Source organism: Muriicola sp. Z0-33, from assembly GCF_026126425.1.
In the GTDB taxonomy this organism is placed as follows: domain Bacteria; phylum Bacteroidota; class Bacteroidia; order Flavobacteriales; family Flavobacteriaceae; genus JAFMPW01.
In genome coordinates this window covers 285877-307445 of the sequence record NZ_JAFMPW010000001.1, presented here as the reverse complement: position 1 = coordinate 307445, position 21569 = coordinate 285877, and the positions used below count along the sequence as shown (strand labels likewise).

Sequence of the window (21569 nt, the reverse complement as noted above, 5' to 3'; positions counted from 1 at the left end):
AAAATAGTAGACATATGGATATTGAAAATATTAACATCTGGTGCTGGCTGATTCCTCTCCTTGTAGGAATATTGTGCGCAGTATTTGGATATCTTTTGGGAAAAGGCGGCAGTAATACGGCAAGAATTTCTGAAGATTTAAAAATACTAGAAGGAAAAAATGCAAAACTAGAGGAAGAATTGGCGGTATGCAATCAAAAGCTCACTTCGGGAGCGGCAGAAATGTCGTCTTACGCGGCAACTTCTATTCCCTTTGATGCCAAAGCTGCCAGGGCTGCATTTAGGAAGCGGGTAAAAGAAGACGATCTTAAAGTTGTTGAAGGAATTGGCCCTAAAATTGAAGGCTTGTTCCATAATTATAACATAAAAACCTGGAAGGCGCTTTCTGATACATCTGTTGCCAAATGTCAGGAAGTTTTAGATTCTGGCGGAGCGAAATATCAAATACACGATCCGGCCTCTTGGCCCATGCAGGCTAAAATGTGTTATGAAAACAAGTGGAAAGATCTGCATCAATGGCAGGAAAAACATAAGCATGGAAAACTCTGATCAGAGCATTCCATTGGCCTCCACCCATTTAAATTGGTATTGCTCATCAGGAAATTTCATCCTTTCGGCTATTCTATGAAGTCTGTCTGGTAATTTCATCAGGTAATCTCTGGCCTTTTCGGCCTCGTCGGACAAGTTTCTTAAAGCACCTAAATCCCAATAAGCATTGAGCTTTCTTAAAATTTCAACATAGTCGTTTGCTGTATATACCCCTAAGCGCTGTGCACAATTTGAAAAGGATTCAAAAGCTTCTCCTATGGTCCCACCAGATTCCCTCAGGAAGTGTGCCGGCATTACAATTTTTCTTTTCATCATATCCGAAAACGCCAGGACCATCCCATTAGGGTCTTGGTCCATAATTGTTTTGACGAACTCTCTATAGGCCAGATGATGTCTCATTTCATCACCGGCAATTATGGTACACATTTTACTCAATAAAACATTGCCTTTTTTCTTGGCCATTTGTCCAACCCTTTTGTGTGAAATGTTAGTGGCCAATTCCTGAAATGAAGTATATACAAAGTTTTTATAAGGATCCCTGTCTGTTCCTATATCAAAGCCGTCATTAATTAAATGTTGCGTAGTAATTTCTACTTCTCGCATATTAACTCTTCCAGAGAGATATAAGTATTTACTCAATACATCACCATGCCTGTTTTCTTCTGCAGTCCAAGCCCGAACCCACTTAGACCAACCATTGGGTTTTTCAGAATGCTGATTAATTCCTTCAACGTCCATCAACCAGGATTCGTAAGTAGGCAATGCTTCTTCGGTGATTGTATCAGCTACCATCGTAACCCAAAAATCATATCCCAGTTCTTTAGATTCTTCTCTGATCTGGTGGATATGATCCATAAATCCGTCACTCTCCGAATCTGGTAGAAAATCACTGGGTTGCCATATGTCTTCAATCGGAATAAGAAAAGAATCCATATAACCCTCAACTTTGGGTTCAATAGCTTGCATTACCTCAAGCCTGATATTTTTTGTAGACATCCTTGTGTTTTTTACAAAGTTCGTCAATAAAATACTCAATTAATGACGAAATGGTAGTTTATTTTAGTTTCTCCCCTTTTCTCCGGGGTATAAGGTATGTACAGCATCGCTTTGCCAAACCTCTTTGGTATCCACATCTATCAAGGACAGCGGGCCCATAAATGCGGCACCAGTATCTATATTCCAAACGTTTGCCGCATTTACAGGGACAGTTTTTCCTATTCTGGTTACGGGAGTATGACCGATGTATATTTCTTTGTAATGCGATAATCGTTTTGGGTACCTGTAATCGTCCTCAGGAATTCCGGGGTTTAAAGATAATGCTACTTCCCATAAAGTTCTATCCCAGTAAAAGCTCTTGGAAAAGTACTCGTAGTGTACGCCTTTGATATTTGTAAATCCAGCATGCAAAAACAGACGATTTTTTTGGTCCAAATGAAAATTCTGTAATTGTTCAAAGAAGTTTAAGTGTATCTTCCTCAATTCAAGATCTACAGATAAATAAGAGTCCATAGTTACTTCTCCACCATGTTGAAACCATAATGGATTGTCTTTCCACGTACTTAACCAATCGTAACAAAGTTCATCATGATTACCTCTGAGGAAAATACAATTATGGGTAGTTTTTATTTGAATAAGATAATTTACGGTCTCTGCGGCTTCACTCCAGCCATCCACATAATCCCCTAGAAAAATCAAGAGATCCTCCTCACTAAATGCCGCACGCTCTAAAACCTGTTCCAGTGCACGCAATCCTCCATGAATATCACCAACAACAAGGGTTCTTTTTGAACTCATTTTGCAAAAATCGAAATTAACACAACAATGGCAACAATAAAGAGTACCAAAAAGAAGATTTTCCAAAAAGAGTAAGGTCTTTTCCCGTGAATAGCTCTGGTTTGCCCATTGATATAAAACTGATATTTCTTTCCATTATAACTATAGGAGCTAATATATACAGGTAGCAATACGTGTTTAAAGGTTTCATCCGACAATTTAATATCTGCATGATGTATGCGTTGGGTATCTCCGCCAATATCTTGCCTGATCCAGGAATATGCTATATCCTTAGCCTTTTGAAAAGACTTATGATGTCCTTCTTTTAGAGGAATTGTATACTTCTCAGTGATAAATCCGGAAAGGTATTTAGAATTAAAAGGTGCAAGCTCTTTGATATTCCAGTGCGAAATACCAGAAGGAATTTCTCTTTGTTTTTTCTCAGAAGCATTAATCAAAATGTCGTCAACAAACCCATCTACGCTACCAGCCGCGTGAGACCACCGGGTTTTCCGAACTTGCCTGGTTCGGGTACCTTCTTTGGTTCGATAGGTTTGAGTCTCATAATAATAATCACCTCTTTCTCCCTGATAAGAAGCATATAGTTGGGCATCAAAAGTCCAATAGGGCACATATAGCCCATGAATCCCTTCCGGATCCAGGGCAGCTCTTTTAAGTTTATTGGGCGCAAACCATAACCTACTCACCCACTTCTTAAATATTTTTCTCGCGCCGCTATTATCAATTTGAAAAGGGATCAGTGCTCCTGGAGTAATCCAGCCTTCTCTTTCTATATCTTCCCGGATTAGTGGTTCTCCACAATAAACGCAGTGCAGGGACTTGTAGTTCTCCTCAACATGCTGATTGCCGCCACAGTTTTTGCAATGTAAAAGATCAATGGTGTCGGTATAGGCATTATCTCCAACCACTTTGAGATAGTGTTGCAACTCTAACTCTTCAAAACTACTCTTGGCCTGTTCAATAAACTCCTCATAACCACAATATTCACAGTTGATCTGATGTGACCCCGGTTTATATTTCAATTCCGCTCCACAACTTGCGCAGGATTTCTTCTTTTCCGATTGCTTGGTTTCTTCCATGTAAAATATTGATGTCCCCAGAAATTCCTGGCCAGGAAAACCAGCTGAGTATTCAGTAAAATGTATTGTCCTCTATTAAGATGCGGGCAATGGTGGTGGTGTACTCCCTCCTAAAAAAACTTTAAGTTCATCAACATCTTTTAGGGCTATCCAATTGGGTAAACCTTGCTTCCAGACAAGAGAATCCCTGTTGATGGTCCTGTTAGCAAACAGCTCTTTTAATTTATCAAAGGTAACCGGCCCCGATTGTTGGCCATTCACAGCATAATGATATAGCACCTGGGCAGGCATCGGTGGTGGCATTGCTGCTCCCGTTTGCACCGCTGCCTGAGGGGCAATTGTGGCCTGTCCCATTAGTCCTCCCATTTGTTGAGCCAATACAAAGCCCATACCCATACCCATGCCGGCACCAGCAGTTCCTCCTTCATTCTTAGCCGCGGCTTCCATAGCCTTAGCCGCCTTAAACTGTGCGAGTTTAGACATATCCAGTTTATCCAATCTGCTATATTCAAAGATCTCTTTTTTAAGTTCTTCCGGCATTGATACATTTTCTATATAGAATTTCTCTAATTCAATCCCCACACGACCAAACTCTGGCTGCATTACTTCCTGGCATGTCTCAGACAATTCACTGGTATTAGCCGCATACAACTCCAGAGGCAGATTGGCTTCACCTACGGTATCTGTAAACCTTGTAACAATTAAACTCTTTAGATGCTCATTCACTTCATAGTTCGTAAAATTTCCATCTGTACCAACTACATCTACAACAAACTTGCCTGCATCGCTTATCCTGAAACTATAGGTGCCAAATGCTCTTATCTCTGTTAAACCAAACCTTTCATCACTTAGCATTACAGGATTCTTGGTCCCCCATTTTTCATCGGTAAAAAGTCTGGTATTTACAAAGTAAACCTCAGCCTTAAAAGGACTGTCGAAACCATATTTCCATCCCTTTAATGTAGTTAAAATGGGTAGGTTCTTAGTGCTTAGGGTATAGGTGCCCGGGGTAAAAACATCTGCCAATTGTCCTTCATTGACGAAAACCGCAGTTTGTCCTTCGCGAACAATTAGTTTTGCATCATTTTTAATTTCATTTTGATACCGTTCAAACCTGTGAACGATTGTATTCTCAGAGTCATCAAGCCATTCAATAATATCTATGAATTCATGACTTAACTTCTTTTTTATTTCGTCAAATAGTCCCATGTGCTTAGTGTTTTATAATTTTTTAGAAGGTACTAATTTCTTAAAAACGTACCAAAGAGTTTTAACCGATTTGTATCTATTTACAACAAAATCATATTAGAGGGAAAGTAAGGCAGCAGATTAAGAGAAACATTGTAAATTCGCTATTGATCCTTTATTACCAATAGTAAAATGAAAAAAGTTTTTTGTTTAGGGGAGTCGCTGATCGACTTTGTAGCAGAAAAACAGGGTGCAGACCTTTCTAAAGCAACGGAATTTACCAAGAAGGCCGGGGGCGCTCCTGCTAATGTTGCTTGTGCAATTGCCAAATTAGGTGGAAAAAGCAATTTTATAGGATGTGTTGGCAAGGACCCTTTTGGTCAGTTTCTACTTCAGATTTTAGAAGATCACCGGGTAGATATTAGCCTGGCGCAGCGTTCTGATGTTTTTACTACTCTGGCATTTGTTTCCTTAACCGAGGAAGGAGAAAGAGACTTTGTTTTCAGCCGTGGTGCGGACAGGGAATTAAAATACGATCCTTCAATAAAAGGAAATTTTGATGGAAACATACTACACCTGGGTGCCGCAACCGCCCTATTGGGTGGTAATCTGGAGGAGGCCTATGGCAGGTATTTATTCGATGCTCTTACCCATGATACCTTTATAAGTTTCGACCCGAATTTCAGAACAGATCTGTGGAAAGCCAATGAAGCCAGTTTTATTAAAAAATGTTTGCCGTTCATTGAAAAATCTCATCTATGTAAATTCAGCAAAGAGGAAGCTCAATTACTTTCCGGGAAAGAGCATCTTTCCGAGGCATGCAATTACTTCCATGATTTAGGTACTGAAATCATTGTGATAACCCTTGGTGCAGAAGGCACTTTGGTCAGCACCCCGGATACCGAAGAAATTGTTCCAAGTATAGCCGTTACTCCTGTGGATACCACTGGGGCCGGAGATGCCTTTATCGGATGCCTGCTGAAGCAAATAGCTGCTTTGGATTCCACCGATCAACTTATGGAAGACCATAAGTGCTTATTAGATATGGTAAAAAAGGCAAATATTGCGGGGGCTATTACAACCACCAATTACGGAGCAATTGCTTCATTACCTACCAGGGAAGATGTATTAGACGTTCTTGGGTGAACTTTTGCTAAGTTTATTGGCCCGCATTAACTGTACTTCACTTTCCTTAATATCCGGAGCGATTCTTTTAGCGACTCGTATATCCCTTTATTGTATTTCTTCAATACTGGTCTTGCCATATCCATTTTATCCTTGGCTTCTTCAAAGCCGTTTAAAAAACAAATCAGGTAAGTCGCCGGTAATTGCCGCAGGTCTAATTTTTCTGTGGTTTTCAATGCTATTCCTTTATTTAACTTATTCAGGAGAGAATTATTAGCATTGTAAATATGGTGAAGTGTTTTTTTGTCGAACTGAGGTGGCTCAAATATTAAGTCGCTTTTAATCTTATATTTCCCATTATCGCTGAAGGAAATAAACACTTTCTCAAGAGGATAGTAATTCAGTTGTTTTCCAAGGCCCAACTGAACATATTCAATAATATTAAAAGAGCCTTCATCTATAGTAATTGTGATCTCGTCCAGAGTGGAATAAAACAATTTCACCTGTTCATTTATCAGCTCTATATCCACTCTGGAATAGTACGTCTGATCTTTCACCCTTTTCTCATTGCCCGCCCAGCAAATAACAAATTGTTCTTTAAATACTTTATAACTACTGGTTAGGTCCTTATGCCTGTGATTGATAAAATCTATAACCCCGTCTAATGTTAATTCTATATTGTTCCTTGCATGTTGCTCTATGGTCGCGACCGTTTTAGAATTAACATCTTTTAATTCAATATCATAGGCTTTAGGAAGGCTTATACTCCCTTCTCTAAAGAATACAGAGCCTCCATAATATTTCCAAATATTTTTTCGAAGGGCACACACTTTCCCATTGGATGTTATTGTAACCAGGCCTACTACCTTACCTTCAGGCAAGTGTGGAAAAGGAATATTCTCATAGGCGATACGTGGTGGATTATCCAAGTAGGCATTTACCAGATTCTGAATTTTACTGTCATCAAAAAAATCTACCCCTACTATAGTATTGTCCTCATCTTCTACCCCTATGGCTATATATGAATTGTTGTAGGGATTGCTGTTAGCCAGGGCGCAAACATGCTTTAGGAATTTAGCCTTCCCTTCTTTCTGGCCAATATTGATAAACCGCTTCTTATCATAAAAACTGTTCTCGTCATTGTGGGCGAGTAAGTTTTTTACGAGAAGTCGTTTATTAATCATTACCAGTTAATTTTAGAGATTGCCAACTTCGGGGACGTAACAAGCTAATTACAATAAATCAGTAGTGCAATAGGTCGAAGGCTACAGTTCCTTTTTAACAATGGTACTGCTTGCCTGAGCCGTGGGCATAACCACCAGGTCTGCAATATTTACATGATACGGACGGGTGATCACAAATAAGATGATATCCGCAATATCCTCAGCCAATAAAGGTTGAAATCCCTTATATACCGTTTTTGCCCGTTCTGTATCTCCTTTAAACCGAACATCACTGAATTCGGTTTCTACCAGGCCTGGATTAACAGCCCCAACCCGTATTCCATGTTCATTAAGATCTATTCTCATCCCCTGATTAATGGCGTCTACAGCGTGCTTACTGGCACAATACACATTGCCCCTGGGATACACTTCTTTCCCGGCCGTAGAACCTATATTAATTATATGACCCGAACCATTTTTAATCATTTCAGGAATTATGGCTTTTGATATGTATAAAAGTCCCTTTACATTAATATCCAACATGGCATCCCAATCGTCTATGTTCCCCTGGTCTATAGGGTCCAGGCCATGAGCGTTACCTGCGTTATTTACAAGAATCCCAATGGGTTTAAATGCAGATGGCAGCGAACCAATTGCCTCCAGAACAGCCGCCCTGTCGCGAATATCAAAACTTAAAGTATGAACCTTCACTTTTTTTCCCAGTACTTCCCGTAATTCATCCAGTCTGTCCTGTCTGCGACCACATAAAATAAGATCAATAGCGTTATCTGCAAAAAGTTCAGCAGTGGCCTTTCCTATACCACTGGTAGCTCCGGTAATTAATGCGATTTTTTTCATTTCTATATCATTACTTGGTGTTCTCAGGGTACCTTATGCCCCTGGGATGCTGTTAAGAGTGCAAACCAGTCTTCCAATTCCAACTGGATTTCAACCGCTTCCATAGCTTTTTTCAATCTCCCGGGATCTGTTGTCCCGACGACAGGGTGTATCTTGCTGGGATGATGCATTATCCAGGCCAATAATAACTGGCTTGCATCGGCATTGTACTTCTGTTCAAATGGTTTTATTTGCTCCCTTATACGCTTGATCCGTTCATTATCTTCCCTGAAATAAGCCCCTAAGGGGCTCCATGCCATAGCCGTTCTTCCTTTAGCGATAGTATCGTCTAAAGTACCATCGTACATAACACCCTCTGCGGTGAGTGAGAATTCTACCTGGTTAGCTTCTACCGGAAGGGCTTTCTCTATCATGGCAATCTGTGAAGGTGTAAAGTTAGACACCCCAAACTCCTTAATTTTCCCGCTTGACTTCAAATGCGCTATGGCCACGGCAACTTCCTCTGCTTGCATCAAAGGGCTAGGTCTGTGGAGCAAAAATAAATCCAAATACTCCGTTTGTAAATTGCGCAGGGAGTTTTCCACGGACCAGATAATATAATCTTTTGAGTAATTATAATGCTTTACCTTATTATCTCTGGCCTCACAAACATATTGAATCCCACATTTACTGATTAACTGTATTTTTTCTCTTGGGATCTGGCTATCCATATACGCCATTCCAAAATCCGCTTCATTAGTATAACCGCCGTATATATCAGCATGGTCAAATGTGCTGATCCCTGCCTCCAAACAATGATTCATCAACTTAACCATTTCAATTTTGGACAGTTGTTTTCCCCAACTTCCCCATGTCATTGTTCCTGCAATTATTTTCGAATACATATTTCCGTTTTGCGTAAGTTTGTGAAATTAAAAATAAATCCCTTAAATCCTTCATAAAACTTAGGGTCCAGGCGCAATTTTTAACCAATCATTAACAGCCATTAAATAAATAAATTTTCAATTTGCGCCTTACTAACATACCAACTTATTGAAACACAATTACTAAAAAACATTTATGGAAGAAAACGCTACTGTAGATATTAGCGCAGTGAACGAGAAAATTGCCCAGGAAAGCGCTTTTATAGACCTACTGATGTTGGAGATGAATAAGGCAATCGTAGGTCAGAAACACATGCTAGAACGTTTGCTCATTGGTTTACTTGGTCAGGGCCATATCTTATTAGAAGGGGTCCCCGGACTGGCCAAAACTCTGGCCATTAATACCCTTGCAAGTGCAGTTAAGGGTAGTTTTAGCAGAATTCAATTTACTCCAGACCTTTTACCTGCCGATGTGGTCGGTACAATGATCTACAATATGAAGGAGAACGACTTTTCTATCAAGAAGGGTCCCATTTTTGCAAATTTTGTTTTAGCAGATGAAATTAACCGTGCTCCTGCCAAAGTACAATCGGCCTTGTTAGAAGCTATGCAGGAACGGCAAGTAACAATAGGTGATGAAACTTTTCCACTGGATCAGCCATTTCTGGTGATGGCCACGCAAAATCCTGTCGAACAAGAAGGAACATATCCTTTACCCGAAGCCCAGGTAGATAGGTTTATGCTTAAAACAGTGATCGACTATCCTAAAATGAATGAGGAACAATTGATCATCCGTCAAAATCTAAAGGGCGCCCATGAAGCTGTTAAACCAGTAATAACTCTAAAGCAGATATTAGCTGCTCAAAAAGCGGTCAGGGATGTATATATGGATGAAAAAATTGAAAAATATATCCTGGATCTTGTATTCGCTACCCGCTATCCCGAAAAATATGAGCTTGGCGTACTTAAACCACTAATAAGTTTTGGGGCATCACCAAGGGGAAGTATTAATCTTGCCAATGCTGCTAAATGTTATGCTTTTATAAAACGAAGAGGCTATGTGGTTCCTGAGGATGTTAGAGCTGTTGTCCACGACGTGCTCCGACACAGAGTGGGTATAACATATGAGGCCGAAGCCGAAAATGTTACTTCCGAAGAAATTATCAACCGAATCGTAAACGAAATTGAAGTACCGTAGGCCAGTCGGCAGTTAGTAACGGCAAAAACGCAATGCGCTTCTGTTCAATATTAAATCACTAACTACTGTTCACTTATTCCGATAATATCGGGACAGATTACTGAAACGATGGATACTAAAGAGTTACTTAAGAAGGTTCGCAAGATAGAGATAAAGACACGCCGTCTTTCCGACCATATTTTTGGTGGGGAATATCACTCTACTTTTAAGGGAAGAGGAATGACCTTTAGTGAAGTCAGACAGTACCAGTTCGGAGACGAGGTTCGTACGATAGATTGGAATGTAACGGCCCGCTATAATGAGCCCTATGTAAAAGTTTTTGAAGAGGAAAGAGAACTTACCATGATGCTGTTGGTAGATATAAGTGCCTCCGAACTCTTTGGAACAGTTAACCAGTTTAAAAAAGGAATTATTACGGAAATCTCGGCAACTTTAGCTTTTTCTGCAATGCAGAACAATGATAAAGTAGGCCTGATCCTTTTTACAGATGAGGTGGAACTCTTTATTCCTCCCAAGAAAGGGAAAAGCCATGTTCTGAGGATCATAAGAGAATTGATAGAATTTAAACCAAATAGCAAAAAGACAGATCTTGCCGGCGCATTGAAATACCTTTCGAACGTCATGAAAAAGAAAGCCATCGTATTTGTGCTTTCAGATTTTATTACCGAAGGTTATGAACAGAATTTGAAGATCACTGGTAATAAACACGATGTAACAGGAATTAGGGTATTTGACCACCGGGAAGAAAGCATGCCCAACCTGGGAATGGTTCAGATGCAAGATGCAGAAACCGGTGCTATCCGGTTGGTGAATACGCAATCTAAAAAAGTCAGAATGTCGTATGGAGCCTCCCACAGAGAACATGTAACCTATTTTGAGGAGACCTTCAAAAAATCTGGTTGTGGTACACTCAGCTGCAGGGTAGATGAAAGTTATGTAAAAAAGCTTCTGGGTTATTTTAAAAGAAGAGGATAGCTAAAATGGTAAGTTTTAAAGCGAAAAATAAAAATTTTCAGATTCGTGATTTTTCACGAACTGTTTTTTTATGCCTTTTTAGCTTAGCTACTTTACATCTGTCAGCTCAAAAAAATCCTACCGTCAGCTCAGCGGTCGATACGACCTTTATTAAGATTGGTGAACAAATAAAGTTTAAGGTTACCGTAGAAGCAGATTCAACCGCCCAGGTAATTTTTCCCGAAGGTCAGACTTTTTCTCCGCTGGAGACTGTCGAAGCTTTTAAAACAGATACTACGCGCAAGAGGGACAGGTTTACCCTTGAAAAAATATATGCCCTGACCCAATTTGATTCTGGTGCTTATAAATTACCCGCACAACGTATAGAAATTAATGGCAAAGGGTATTTTACGGACTCCATGTTTGTAAATGTTGCCACAGTACCGGTAGACACCCTGACCCAGAAAATGTTCGATATTAAGCCGCTAATTAGTGTGGATAAAAACAATGCAGAATTATGGATGCGACTCCTATGGGTTTTTCTTGCACTCCTTTTGTTAGGGGGGTTGGTCTATTGGTTTTTTCTTCGTAAAAAACCGATGACTGAAGAAGAAAAGGAAGCCCTATTACCACCCTATGACAGGGCTCTACTGGAATTAAAACGCCTGGAAAACTCCAAATACCTCATCCAGGATGAATACAAAAAGTACTATTCTGAACTTACCGCAATAGTAAGGTCGTATCTGGAAGAAGATGCACATGTTTCGGCCATGGAAAGCACCACAAATCAGCTAATAGAGAAGCTTGAACTGATGAAAGATGCTGGAGAATTACGGCTTGATGAGGCCACCATAACACAGTTTAAAAAAATACTTCAAACTGCAGATTTAGTGAAGTTTGCAAGGTCTAAACCGGCCACATCAGTTGCAGAAAAGGACAGAGTGGCTGTAGAGAATATAGTAATTAAGACCAAAGAGGCGCTTCCTGAACCGACAGAAGAAGAATTGCTGGAACAAAAGGAATACCAGGACGAACTTGCACGTAAAAACCGAAGAAAAAAAATCTATATAGCTGCTGCCAGTATATTGGCTCTGATTGTTTTTGCCGGGGCTTTGGCAACATCTTATTACGGTTTTAACTATGTAAAAGATTCCATTCTTGGACATCCAAATAAATCATTATTAGAGCAAGAATGGGTAAGTAGTTCATATGGTTATCCTCCCATAAACCTGGAGACACCTGCAGTGCTGGTAAGGCATAAAGCTAAATTACCCCCAGACGTCTCTTCTAAGATTAAGGAGCTGCACACATTTAAGTATAGTAACGAAAAGGGACTGTTTAATATAGGTACCAGTTCTACGCTATTAGCCGAACAAACAGAGCCAGATTTTGCACAAGCCATAGAATTGCTTTTGCAGAATTTTGAAAAAAGCGGTGCTAAAAATATAATTACCAAACAAGAAGAATTTACCACCCTTACGGGGGTAACCGGGATTAAAGTTTACGGAAATGGGAAGTTTGCGATCCCGGATTCCGAGGAGTTGGTAAAAGGACAATATACCATCCTCTTATTTGGTGGAAACGGATTTCAACAGCAAATTATCCTAACCTGGCCAGATGGAGATAATTATGCGGAAGAAATAGTTGACCGCATATTAAAATCGGTCGATGTAAAAACACAGGTGTAAATGTTAGAGAATATCGAATTTGCAAATCCACAATTCTTTTGGTTGCTATTGCTGCTTCCTCTGGCTTTGCTATGGTATTTATTTAAACGTAAGCAAGAAACAGCTTCCTTAAAAATTTCGAATATCACAGGATTTACTACTAAGCAAATATTGCCAAAATTAAAACCGCTGCTTTTTGCTATGAGACTGTTGGCATTAACTGCAATAATTGTTGCCATGGCACGCCCTCAAACAGAAGATATTTCTACCCGCACCAAAACTACAAAGGGAATTGATATTGTTATGGCAATAGACGTTTCATCCAGTATGTTAGCCCGGGATTTAAAACCAAATCGGCTGGCTGCCCTGAAAGAAGTGGCTGCTGATTTTATTCAACAAAGACCCAATGACAGGATCGGCCTGGTGGCTTATGCTGGGGAAAGTTACACTAAGACACCCATCACCAGCGACAAGTCTATTGTCTTAAATGCCCTGAGGGAAATTACCTATGGTCAACTCGATGACGGAACCGCTATTGGAATGGGCCTGGCAACTTCAGTCAATAGACTAAAAGAGAGTAAAGCAATTAGTAAAGTTATTATTCTGCTTACAGACGGTGTAAATAATTCAGGGTTTATAGAGCCCCAGACCGCAGCGGATCTGGCGGTGGAATTTGATATCAAGACCTATACCATTGGTCTTGGAACTAATGGGAATGCATTATCGCCGATTGCTTATAATGCGGATGGATCATTTCGATACGGAATGAGGCCGGTAGAATTAGATGAGGCATTACTAAAAGATATTGCGGAAGCAACAGGTGGAAAGTATTTCAGGGCAACGGATAATGAAAAGCTTGAAGCCATTTATGAAGAAATAAACAAACTGGAAAAAACCGAAATAGAAGAATTTAAATATTACAAATACGAAGAAAAATTCAGGCCCTGGGTCCTTATAGCGGGGGTTCTGTTATTACTGGAATGGGTATGCAGAAATACCTTGTTCCGAAGTTTTATTTAAAGTAAGATTGGGGAACTGACTAATAAGAAAACGCATTAATTAAATTGAAATGATTCAATTCGACGAAAAAACATATTTCTATCTGTTGTTGCTGCTTCCGGCAATGGTAGTGCTTTTTGTCCTGGTTGAATTTTGGAAAAAAAGAATGCAAAGAAGATTTGCAGATACTCAGTTATTGAAAAGACTCACGCCGTCCAAATCCAATTTTAAGTCTTCATTAAAATTAATTTTTGTGCTTGTAGGCCTATCGCTGCTCATAGTAGGTTTAGTAAATCCAAAAATTGGCACCAAACTTGAAACTGTAAAACGAGAAGGTGTGGATATTGTTTTTGCCGTCGATGTTTCAAAGAGCATGTTAGCAGAAGATATTGCTCCCAACAGGTTGGAAAAGGCCAAAAGACTGGTATCGGAAATCATCAACCAACTGGCAAGCGACAGGATAGGTATTATTGCCTATGCCGGACAAGCTTTTCCGCAATTGCCAATAACCACAGACTATGGAGCTGCCAAAATGTTTCTCCAAAGTATGAATACAAATATGCTCTCATCACAGGGAACAGCCATTAATGAGGCCATAAAACTAGCTTCAACATACTATGATGATGAAGATCAAACCAATAGAGTGCTTTTTATTGTTTCTGACGGAGAAGACCATTCTGAAGGATCTACTATAGACGCTGTTGAACTAGCGGTTGAAGAGGGGATTAAAATCTTTACCCTTGGAGTAGGAAGTTCTAAGGGCGGTCCTATACCAATAAAACGCAATGGGGTGGTTGAACGATTAAAAAAAGATGCCCAGGGGGAGGTAGTAATTACCAAACTTAATGAGGATGTCCTGGAAGAAATTGCAGATAATGGTGATGGAGAATATATTAATGGCTCAAATACTGATGAAGCGGTAGAATTCATTAAAGAAGAACTGAATCAAATGGATAAAAAAGAGTTTGAGGCCAAACAGTTTGCGGAGTATAAGGATCAGTTTCAATGGTTTCTTGGTGCCGCACTGCTCTTCTTATTCTTAGATGTTTTTCTTTTGGAAAGAAAAACAAGGTGGCTTAAGCGATTGAATTTGTTTAACGAAAAAAATATTGACGAATGAGTAACAGGATATTGATATTATTTTTGTTGGTGGATTGTATTGTAAATGCTCAGGAAGCAACTGATTCCAAGGCAGATTTAAAGGCTTTGAAAGCTTCCAAAAACCTGACTTACGAAGCTAACCAGCAACTTTCCGAAAACGAATTTGTTACTGCTGAAGTAGATTACCGAAAAGCCATTTCCAAAAGCAAAGAGAATATTGCAGCTCCTTATAACCTTGGCACAGCTTACTACGGCAAAGAGAGTTATGGCGAAGCATTCGGCCGTTTCAAAGAAGCTGGAGAGCTGGCTTCGGAAAAACCTCAAAAGCACAAGGCGTTTCACAATATGGGAAATGTATTCATGAAGAAGAAAGAATATGATAAAGCCGTTGAAGCCTACAAAGAGGCCTTACGCAACAATCCAAAAGACGAAGAAACAAGATACAATCTCGCTTTGGCTAAGGAAATGCTGAAAAAACAACAAGACGAACAAAAGAACGACGATAACAAAGACGATCAGGATCAGCAAGATCAGAAGGATAAAGATCAAGAGCAGAACGAGGGAGATAATAAGGAGGATAAAGAAGGGGATCAGAAGGAGGATGAGAATAAAGACAAGGGGTCTGACGGCGATCAGGATAAAGAAGAAAATAAAGAGGGAGAAGGAGATGAGAAAAAGGAGAAGGAGCAGCAGCCGGAACAAGGGGATCAACAAGAAAATAAGAAACAACCTAGACCCAATCAATTGTCCGAGCAACAAATAAAAAACTTGTTAGAGGCCATGCAGAATGAAGAGAAAAAAGTTCAGGAAAAAATTGACGCTAAAAAAGTAAAGGGAGCTAAAATTAAAAACGAGAAAGACTGGTGATAAAAAGCTTATTCACATATCTGACCACTATAGTGTTCTTAACGTGCATAGCACCTGCATTAGAGGCGCAGGATAAGAAGGATGCCATAACTTTCGAGATGCAACTAAGTAAAAGTAAGCTAGGCATCAATGAACGTTTGCGTGTTGATTTTGTAATGAATAAAGATGGCGATAATTTTAACCCCCCGGATTTTGAAGGATTTAAAGTGTTGATGGGACCTTCACAATCTATCAGTTCTTCCTGGCTAAATGGAGTGAGAAGCTATTCTAAAACCTATTCCTATACTTTAGCGCCAACAGCTAGAGGCCAATTTAAAATTAAGCAGGCAACCATTGTAATTGATGGTGAAACCTATAAATCTCTTCCCAAAAAGATTGAAGTTACCGCAGCAGTTGACAAGCCCAGTGACCAAATGACGGTAGACGACATTGCGGATGAAAATTTGCACCTTGTTGCTGAAGTGTCTAAGTCCAGGCCTTATCTGAACGAGGCAATCAGTGTGGTTTATAAATTGTATGTAAGCCCAAGAATTAATGTTTCGAACTTCAGGCCTCTGGACAATCCCAAATACAACAATTTTTGGAGTCAGGATATGCCTTTTAGTAAATACAACATACAAAATGGGAGTTATCAGGGACAGTCTTATCGCTACGTAATCCTAAAAAGAGTGGTCCTTTACCCACAAAAAAGTGGAAAATTAGAAATTGAACCCCTATCTCTTGATGTTACATTAGACGTTCCTACCAACAGGCGTGATTTCTTTGGCGGTCGTATATATACGCAAACCAATAAAACTGTTTCTGCCGGAAGGAGAACCATAAATGTAAAAGCGCTTCCAGAAGAAGGCAGACCTGAAAATTTTAGCGGGGCGGTCGGGAATTTTGAGTTTGTGGTTACTACCTCTAAAGAAGATTTAAAAGCTTCGGAATCTCTCCAGGCCATGGTTAAAGTTTCCGGGAAAGGAAATTTAAAATTATTCCAACTGCCCGAACCAAATTTTCCCAGTGCTTTGGAGGTATATGAACCAGAGTTTGATGAAAATGTAAAGACAACCCTCTCTGGTATGCAAGGTGAGGTAAGCAACAACTATACTATAGTACCTTCTTATAAAGGAAAATATCCAATGCCCAGTATTAAATTTAGCTATTTTAATCCGGATTTAGGCAAATACCGATCAATTAGCTCAGATGAAATAATGATTAATGTGCTGGACGGACCTACGGATATAAGCAGCACGGTGGTCAGTGCAGTTCCGGGCAACAAACAGGCCGTTATCAGCTCGGGAAACCAGTTTAACTTTATAAAGCTAAAACCTAATCTTACTGCTATAGGTACCAATTACTTCTTTGGATCTAAAAGGTTCTATCTATGGCTCTCATTACCGCTATGCCTGATTCCTTTGGCTATTGTATTTGGAAAAAGACGAAAAGCTATCGCGAGTGACGTTGCGGGGAACAAATTGAGAAGGGCCAACAAACTGGCCAAAAAGTATTTATTTAAGGCAAGAAAAGAACTGGGCAACAAAGAGGCCTTCTATATTGCCCTTGAAAAGGCTTTGCACAATTATCTGAAAGCCAAATTAAAAATTGAAACCTCAGAATTCAGCAAAGACAAAATTGCCGCATTGTTGTCCCAAAAGACAGTAGATACCCCTACTTCTGAAGGCTTTATAGGCCTTCTTAAGAATTGTGAGATGGCAAGATATAGTCCGTTTTCTGATGTGCAAATGCAACAAGACTATGATAAGGCAAGTGAAGTAATTTCATATATGGACAAACAACTGTAAGGCATCTTTGAAACAGAAGCATTACAAAAAAAGATAGATTAGTTACACCAAGAATTGAATTAAGTGAAAGGGTTAATTTTAATATTTGCATTGTTTTTTTGCTTTTTGGGAAATGCCCAGAATGAGGCCATATTTAATCGGGCAACAGATGCTTACAATGAAGGGGATTATCAGCAAGCAATAAGCTTTTATGATCAGATTCTTGAGAAAGGGGAACATTCTGCCGCCCTTTATTTTAATCTTGGAAATTCTTACTACAAACTCAATCAGATTGCACCAAGTATATATTACTATGAAAAAGCGTTACTTCTTAAGCCGGAGGATGCTGAAATAAAAACAAACTTGGCATATGCTCAAAACATGACCTTAGATGCCATAGAGGTGCTACCAGAAACCGGCCTCTCTAAAATTTATCAACGAATTACCGGTAGAATGTCTTTTGATCAATGGGCCTATACTGCGGTTGTATTTCTTGTTCTATTTGTATTAGGTTACCTGGGATTCTATTTTCTTCAATACGCAACACAGAAACGCATTGCACTTATCAGCAGTCTTACTTTCCTGATGGTGTCCTTTATAGCTATATTATTTGCCTTCATGCAATATTCCCAATTCAAAGCAGAGCAACCTGCCATTATATTTTCTGAAGTAGTTTCTGTTAAATCGGAACCCAATAATAGAAGCGGAGAAGCTTTTGTACTTCATGAAGGTACCAAGGTAAATGTATTGGAGCAGCTAAACGACTACAGGAAGATTCAGCTTGTAGATGGTAAAATTGGCTGGATTCCTTCTGATGACATAAAACTGTTGAAGGATTTTTAATAATTCTTTAACAATATATTCAACAAAGTCTGCTATTTTTGCTTTTCTTACAGAAATGCCAATGAAAAAAACCTTCCATCTTACACTTCTCGCTTTATGGATATTTACCGTGGCAGTACCTTCATTGGTGACTGTTTATAGCAAGGGTGAAAATGTGGTTTTTGTCATGAACCTGGGCGATGAAGAACAGCAGGAAGAGGGTAAGAAGGATAGTAGCGAAGAAAAAATTATCCCATCAGACATACATAATGATCCGGATCTTTTCCTAAGTAAAAGAAATACCACCGGGGATAACTACATATTGGGCAGATCAAATCATGCCCCGGACATTACCCTCCCTCCCCCTGAACATAAGATTTAGCTCTTAATTTTATTTTTCGATTTATTAATTGGCCTTTGGTTATTTACCAAAGGCGAAAAGCTTTACATTATGTTTAAAAATTTAAAAGCAGACTTGCCTGCAAGTGTTGTAGTATTTTTTGTAGCTATACCCTTATGTCTTGGAATAGCATTGGCTAGTGGTGCCCCTTTATTTTCAGGATTAATTGCCGGAATAATAGGCGGAATTGTAGTAGGAAGTGTCAGTGGATCTCAAATTGGGGTAAGTGGACCTGCGGCCGGTCTCGCCGCTATAGTATTAGTTGCTATCGGTACGCTGGGAAGTTTTGAAAACTTCTTACTGGCTGTTGTAATTGGAGGAATCATCCAAATAATTTTTGGCCTCTTAAAGGCCGGAGTTATCGGCTATTATTTTCCATCTTCAGTAATTAAAGGAATGCTTACGGGGATTGGAATCATAATCATCTTAAAACAGATCCCACATTTCTTTGGTGTTGATGATGACCCGGAAGGGGATTTTGCATTTTTTCAGGTAGACGGGGAAAACACCTTTTCCGAAATTTTTAATGCCCTTAACAGTATTAGCCCGGGAGCAACCATGATAGCCGTATTGGGCTTGCTAATATTAATCCTTTGGGAGAAAGTACTCTCCAAAAAAGCGAAGATATTTCAACTGGTTCAGGGGCCATTGGTGGCTGTTGTTGTTGGTATAGTCTTTTATAACTTGACAAAAAGCAGTGCCCTATGGGGGATCTCTGCAGATCATCTTGTAAGCGTTCCTGTCCCGGAAGACGCCTCCACTTTCCTGGCACAATTCAGCTTTCCAAATTTTTCTGCTATTGGCAATCCCCAAGTTTGGATTACAGGTTTCACAATTGCACTGGTGGCAAGTTTGGAAACGCTTCTGTGTGTCGAGGCGACCGATAAGCTAGATCCAGAGAAACGGGTCACTCCGACCAATAGAGAATTGTTTGCCCAGGGTACAGGGAATATACTCTCTGGCCTTATTGGGGGTTTACCCATTACCCAGGTAATCGTTAGGAGTTCTGCAAACATTCAGTCCGGAGGAAAGACAAAAATGTCTGCCATAATCCACGGTTTTCTCTTGTTAATCTCAGTGATCCTAATTCCAAGATTACTCAATATGATTCCTTTATCAGTATTGGCAGCAATTTTATTCATTGTTGGCTATAAGTTAGCAAAACCCTCCTTATTCAAAAAGATGTATCATATGGGTTGGAAGCAATCTATTCCGTTTACGGTTACCGTTTTGGGAATTATTTTTACTGATTTGCTAATTGGTATTGGCCTTGGCCTTGGAGTAGGAATTGTAGTGATTCTGATAAAGAGTTATCAGAATTCGCATTTTCTTCATATCGAAGATAAAAGTAATGGCAAACACAGAATAAAAATGACGCTGGCGGAAGAAGTAACATTCTTTAATAAAGGTGCAATTCTCAACGAATTGGAAAGTTTGCCGATAGATACCTATTTGGAATTGGATGTAAGAAAAACGAGGTATTTGGACAATGATATTATCGAAATTCTCGAAGATTTTGCCTTCAAGGCCAAAGAAAGAAATATAGACATCACTTTAATATCAGAGCTCGGTACTGTCACTAATCCCGATAGTTTTATCAAGTTCTTCCAGCTAAGACCTAAATCAGCATAAAAAATTTAAAATTTTAAAAAGATGAAAACAAATAAAAAGAGATACAAGTTGCTAGTACTTTCAGATTTAAGCAAATCTTCAAGTACCATTTTAAAGAGTAGTGTTGGGCTGGCCCAAATGATCGACGGGGACATGGAAGTATTCCATGTAAAAAAGCCAACGGATATTGTTGATATTGAAAATCAGTTATCCGCTATGCGGACAATACATTCCAAACAAAGAACGACGGATAAAGAAATTCAAAACTTAATCAGACCTATTTCTGAGGAATATGGGATGAATATCCCTTATTCATTTACGTTTGGTAATGTAAAAAATGAAATTAACGACTTTATTAAAGAAAGCCAACCAGACATTATCGTCCTGGGAAAACGTAAATCCAGGCCTTTTAGTTTAATGGGTGATGGTATTACCGAATTCATTTTAAATAGCTTTAATGGTGTAGTTCTAATAAATACTGATAAAGACGTAATAGCACCAAATAAGGAAATTTCATTGGGCGCCTTAAATAGCCCGAAACCATTCTCGCATTTGGAATTTGCCGAAGATTTGATAAAACACTCGCAAATGCCACTGAAATCTTTCAAGATCATCAAGAAGTCCTCAGAAGCAAAACCAGCTTCCGAAGCAAAGGAGATGGCAACTATAGATTATGTATTTGAACATAACGATGGCTCAATTAAGAATCTATCTAATTACCTATTAAAAAATAATATAAGTATCTTATCCATAGATAGGATTCAGAAAGCTTCCGATAACGGACAGAAATTAATTATGCCCGATATCCATAGTGTAATAGGAAGGCTAAATACCAACCTTTTGATATCTGGTAAATAAAGTTTAACTAATAAAACATTTAATTATGAAAGCACTTACCAAAGAGGCACAGGCAGCCATTACACCCGATGACGCCATAAGGTTATTAAAAGAAGGAAATAGCAGGTTTGTAGAAAACAAAAAAGCAGATCGCAACCTTTTGGAACAAGTTAATGATACTGCATCCGGGCAATATCCATTTGCCACTATTTTGAGTTGTATAGATTCCAGGGTCTCCTCTGAAATTATTTTTGACCAGGGAGTTGGAGATATCTTCAGTGCCAGGGTAGCCGGTAACTTTGTAAATGAAGATATTCTGGGAAGCATGGAATTTGCTTCTAAACTGGCTGGCACTAAACTTGTTTTAGTATTGGGGCATACCAGTTGTGGAGCCGTTAAAGGGGCGTGTGATGATGCCAAATTGGGTAATCTTACGGCGCTGATCAGTAAAATTAAGCCAGCAGTCGAAGCAGTTTCGACACCTTCTGATACTTCCTTGAGAAATTCGAAAAATATCGACTTTGTAAACGCCGTTGCAGTAAAAAATGTGGAGATGACTATAGATAATATTCGCAATGATAGTCCGGTCTTAAAAGAAATGGAAGACAATGGTGAGATCTCAATAGTTGGCGGGATGTATGACATAAACGATGGGAAAGTGACATTTCTATAGTATTAATTTTTTTGATAAAATTGAGCCGATGTTTACACATCGGCTTTTTTATTTAG

Annotated in this window: 21 protein-coding genes; 14 read left to right on the top strand and 7 right to left on the bottom strand. The window is 39.3% G+C overall.

The genetic code is table 11. The features are described 5' to 3' along the window. Positions 1 to 14 precede the first annotated feature (14 nt). Positions 15 to 548, top strand: coding sequence for a hypothetical protein (locus J1G40_RS01335; RefSeq protein ID WP_265240468.1), 534 nt, complete (start codon positions 15 to 17; stop codon positions 546 to 548). On the opposite strand, the gene J1G40_RS01330 is transcribed toward J1G40_RS01335, so the two are convergent. From J1G40_RS01330 to J1G40_RS01315, 4 genes are all read right to left on the bottom strand, one after another. Then, complete coding sequence (locus J1G40_RS01330) at positions 549 to 1544, bottom strand: acyl-ACP desaturase (protein WP_265240467.1); 996 nt, start codon at positions 1542 to 1544, stop codon at positions 549 to 551. A gap of 63 nt (positions 1545 to 1607) precedes the next feature. Then, a complete protein-coding gene (locus J1G40_RS01325; RefSeq protein WP_265240466.1) occupies positions 1608 to 2342 on the bottom strand; it encodes a metallophosphoesterase family protein in 735 nt (244 codons plus the stop codon). Then, positions 2339 to 3421, bottom strand: coding sequence for a DNA helicase PriA (locus J1G40_RS01320; RefSeq protein WP_265240465.1), 1083 nt, complete (start codon positions 3419 to 3421; stop codon positions 2339 to 2341). Before J1G40_RS01320 ends, J1G40_RS01325 begins: the two co-directional genes overlap by 4 nt. 75 nt (positions 3422 to 3496) lie before the next feature. Then, complete coding sequence (locus tag J1G40_RS01315) at positions 3497 to 4630, bottom strand: SPFH domain-containing protein (RefSeq protein WP_265240464.1); 1134 nt, start codon at positions 4628 to 4630, stop codon at positions 3497 to 3499. Positions 4631 to 4801: 171 nt separating this feature from the next. On the opposite strand from J1G40_RS01315, the gene J1G40_RS01310 reads away from it, so the two are divergent. After that, positions 4802 to 5755, top strand: coding sequence for a carbohydrate kinase family protein (locus J1G40_RS01310; protein ID WP_265240463.1), 954 nt, complete (start codon positions 4802 to 4804; stop codon positions 5753 to 5755). A 26-nt stretch (positions 5756 to 5781) separates the two neighbouring features. Here the strand turns inward: J1G40_RS01310 and J1G40_RS01305 are convergent, their stop codons facing one another. From J1G40_RS01305 to J1G40_RS01295, 3 genes are all read right to left on the bottom strand, one after another. Next, entirely contained in the window at positions 5782 to 6918 is a 1137-nt protein-coding gene (locus tag J1G40_RS01305; protein ID WP_265240462.1) for an ATP-binding protein, read from the bottom strand. Positions 6919 to 6999: 81 nt separating this feature from the next. Further along, positions 7000 to 7755 (bottom strand): SDR family NAD(P)-dependent oxidoreductase, encoded by a 756-nt coding sequence (locus J1G40_RS01300; protein WP_265240461.1) that lies wholly within the window; start codon positions 7753 to 7755, stop codon positions 7000 to 7002. 23 nt (positions 7756 to 7778) lie between these two features. Next, entirely contained in the window at positions 7779 to 8639 is an 861-nt protein-coding gene (locus tag J1G40_RS01295; RefSeq protein WP_265240460.1) for an aldo/keto reductase, read from the bottom strand. Between the two features lie 175 nt (positions 8640 to 8814). On the opposite strand from J1G40_RS01295, the gene J1G40_RS01290 reads away from it, so the two are divergent. The 12 genes from J1G40_RS01290 (at position 8815) to J1G40_RS01235 (ending at position 21513) form a co-directional block, all read left to right on the top strand. After that, on the top strand, positions 8815 to 9816 hold the full coding sequence (locus J1G40_RS01290; RefSeq protein WP_265240459.1) for an AAA family ATPase: 1002 nt from the start codon (positions 8815 to 8817) through the stop codon (positions 9814 to 9816). A gap of 108 nt (positions 9817 to 9924) precedes the next feature. After that, on the top strand, positions 9925 to 10791 hold the full coding sequence (locus J1G40_RS01285; protein ID WP_265240458.1) for a DUF58 domain-containing protein: 867 nt from the start codon (positions 9925 to 9927) through the stop codon (positions 10789 to 10791). A 5-nt stretch (positions 10792 to 10796) separates the two neighbouring features. Next, positions 10797 to 12458 (top strand): BatD family protein, encoded by a 1662-nt coding sequence (locus J1G40_RS01280; RefSeq protein WP_265240457.1) that lies wholly within the window; start codon positions 10797 to 10799, stop codon positions 12456 to 12458. Then, complete coding sequence (locus J1G40_RS01275) at positions 12459 to 13457, top strand: vWA domain-containing protein (protein WP_265240456.1); 999 nt, start codon at positions 12459 to 12461, stop codon at positions 13455 to 13457. 49 nt (positions 13458 to 13506) lie between these two features. Then, positions 13507 to 14556 carry a VWA domain-containing protein gene (locus J1G40_RS01270; protein ID WP_265240455.1) on the top strand — a complete coding sequence of 350 codons (1050 nt, stop codon included), beginning with the start codon at positions 13507 to 13509 and terminating at the stop codon, positions 14554 to 14556. Beyond that, positions 14553 to 15404, top strand: a complete 852-nt coding sequence (locus J1G40_RS01265; protein WP_265240454.1) for a tetratricopeptide repeat protein — start codon at positions 14553 to 14555, stop codon at positions 15402 to 15404. The genes J1G40_RS01270 and J1G40_RS01265 overlap by 4 nt, the downstream gene beginning before the upstream one ends. Then, positions 15404 to 17191 carry a BatD family protein gene (locus J1G40_RS01260; protein WP_414855656.1) on the top strand — a complete coding sequence of 596 codons (1788 nt, stop codon included), beginning with the start codon at positions 15404 to 15406 and terminating at the stop codon, positions 17189 to 17191. Before J1G40_RS01265 ends, J1G40_RS01260 begins: the two co-directional genes overlap by 1 nt. A 63-nt stretch (positions 17192 to 17254) precedes the next feature. Further along, positions 17255 to 18013: a tetratricopeptide repeat protein gene (locus tag J1G40_RS01255; RefSeq protein WP_265240453.1), complete on the top strand. Its 759-nt coding sequence runs from the start codon at positions 17255 to 17257 to the stop codon at positions 18011 to 18013. Between the two features lie 61 nt (positions 18014 to 18074). Next, the gene (locus tag J1G40_RS01250; protein ID WP_265240452.1) at positions 18075 to 18374 is read left to right on the top strand and encodes a hypothetical protein; all 300 of its coding nucleotides are present in this window, start codon (positions 18075 to 18077) and stop codon (positions 18372 to 18374) included. 69 nt (positions 18375 to 18443) lie between these two features. Then, a complete protein-coding gene (locus tag J1G40_RS01245; protein ID WP_265240451.1) occupies positions 18444 to 20024 on the top strand; it encodes a SulP family inorganic anion transporter in 1581 nt (526 codons plus the stop codon). 21 nt (positions 20025 to 20045) lie between these two features. Beyond that, positions 20046 to 20861 (top strand): universal stress protein, encoded by an 816-nt coding sequence (locus J1G40_RS01240; protein WP_265240450.1) that lies wholly within the window; start codon positions 20046 to 20048, stop codon positions 20859 to 20861. A gap of 25 nt (positions 20862 to 20886) precedes the next feature. Continuing rightward, the gene (locus tag J1G40_RS01235) at positions 20887 to 21513 is read left to right on the top strand and encodes a carbonic anhydrase family protein (protein WP_265240449.1); all 627 of its coding nucleotides are present in this window, start codon (positions 20887 to 20889) and stop codon (positions 21511 to 21513) included. Positions 21514 to 21569: the final 56 nt, after the last annotated feature.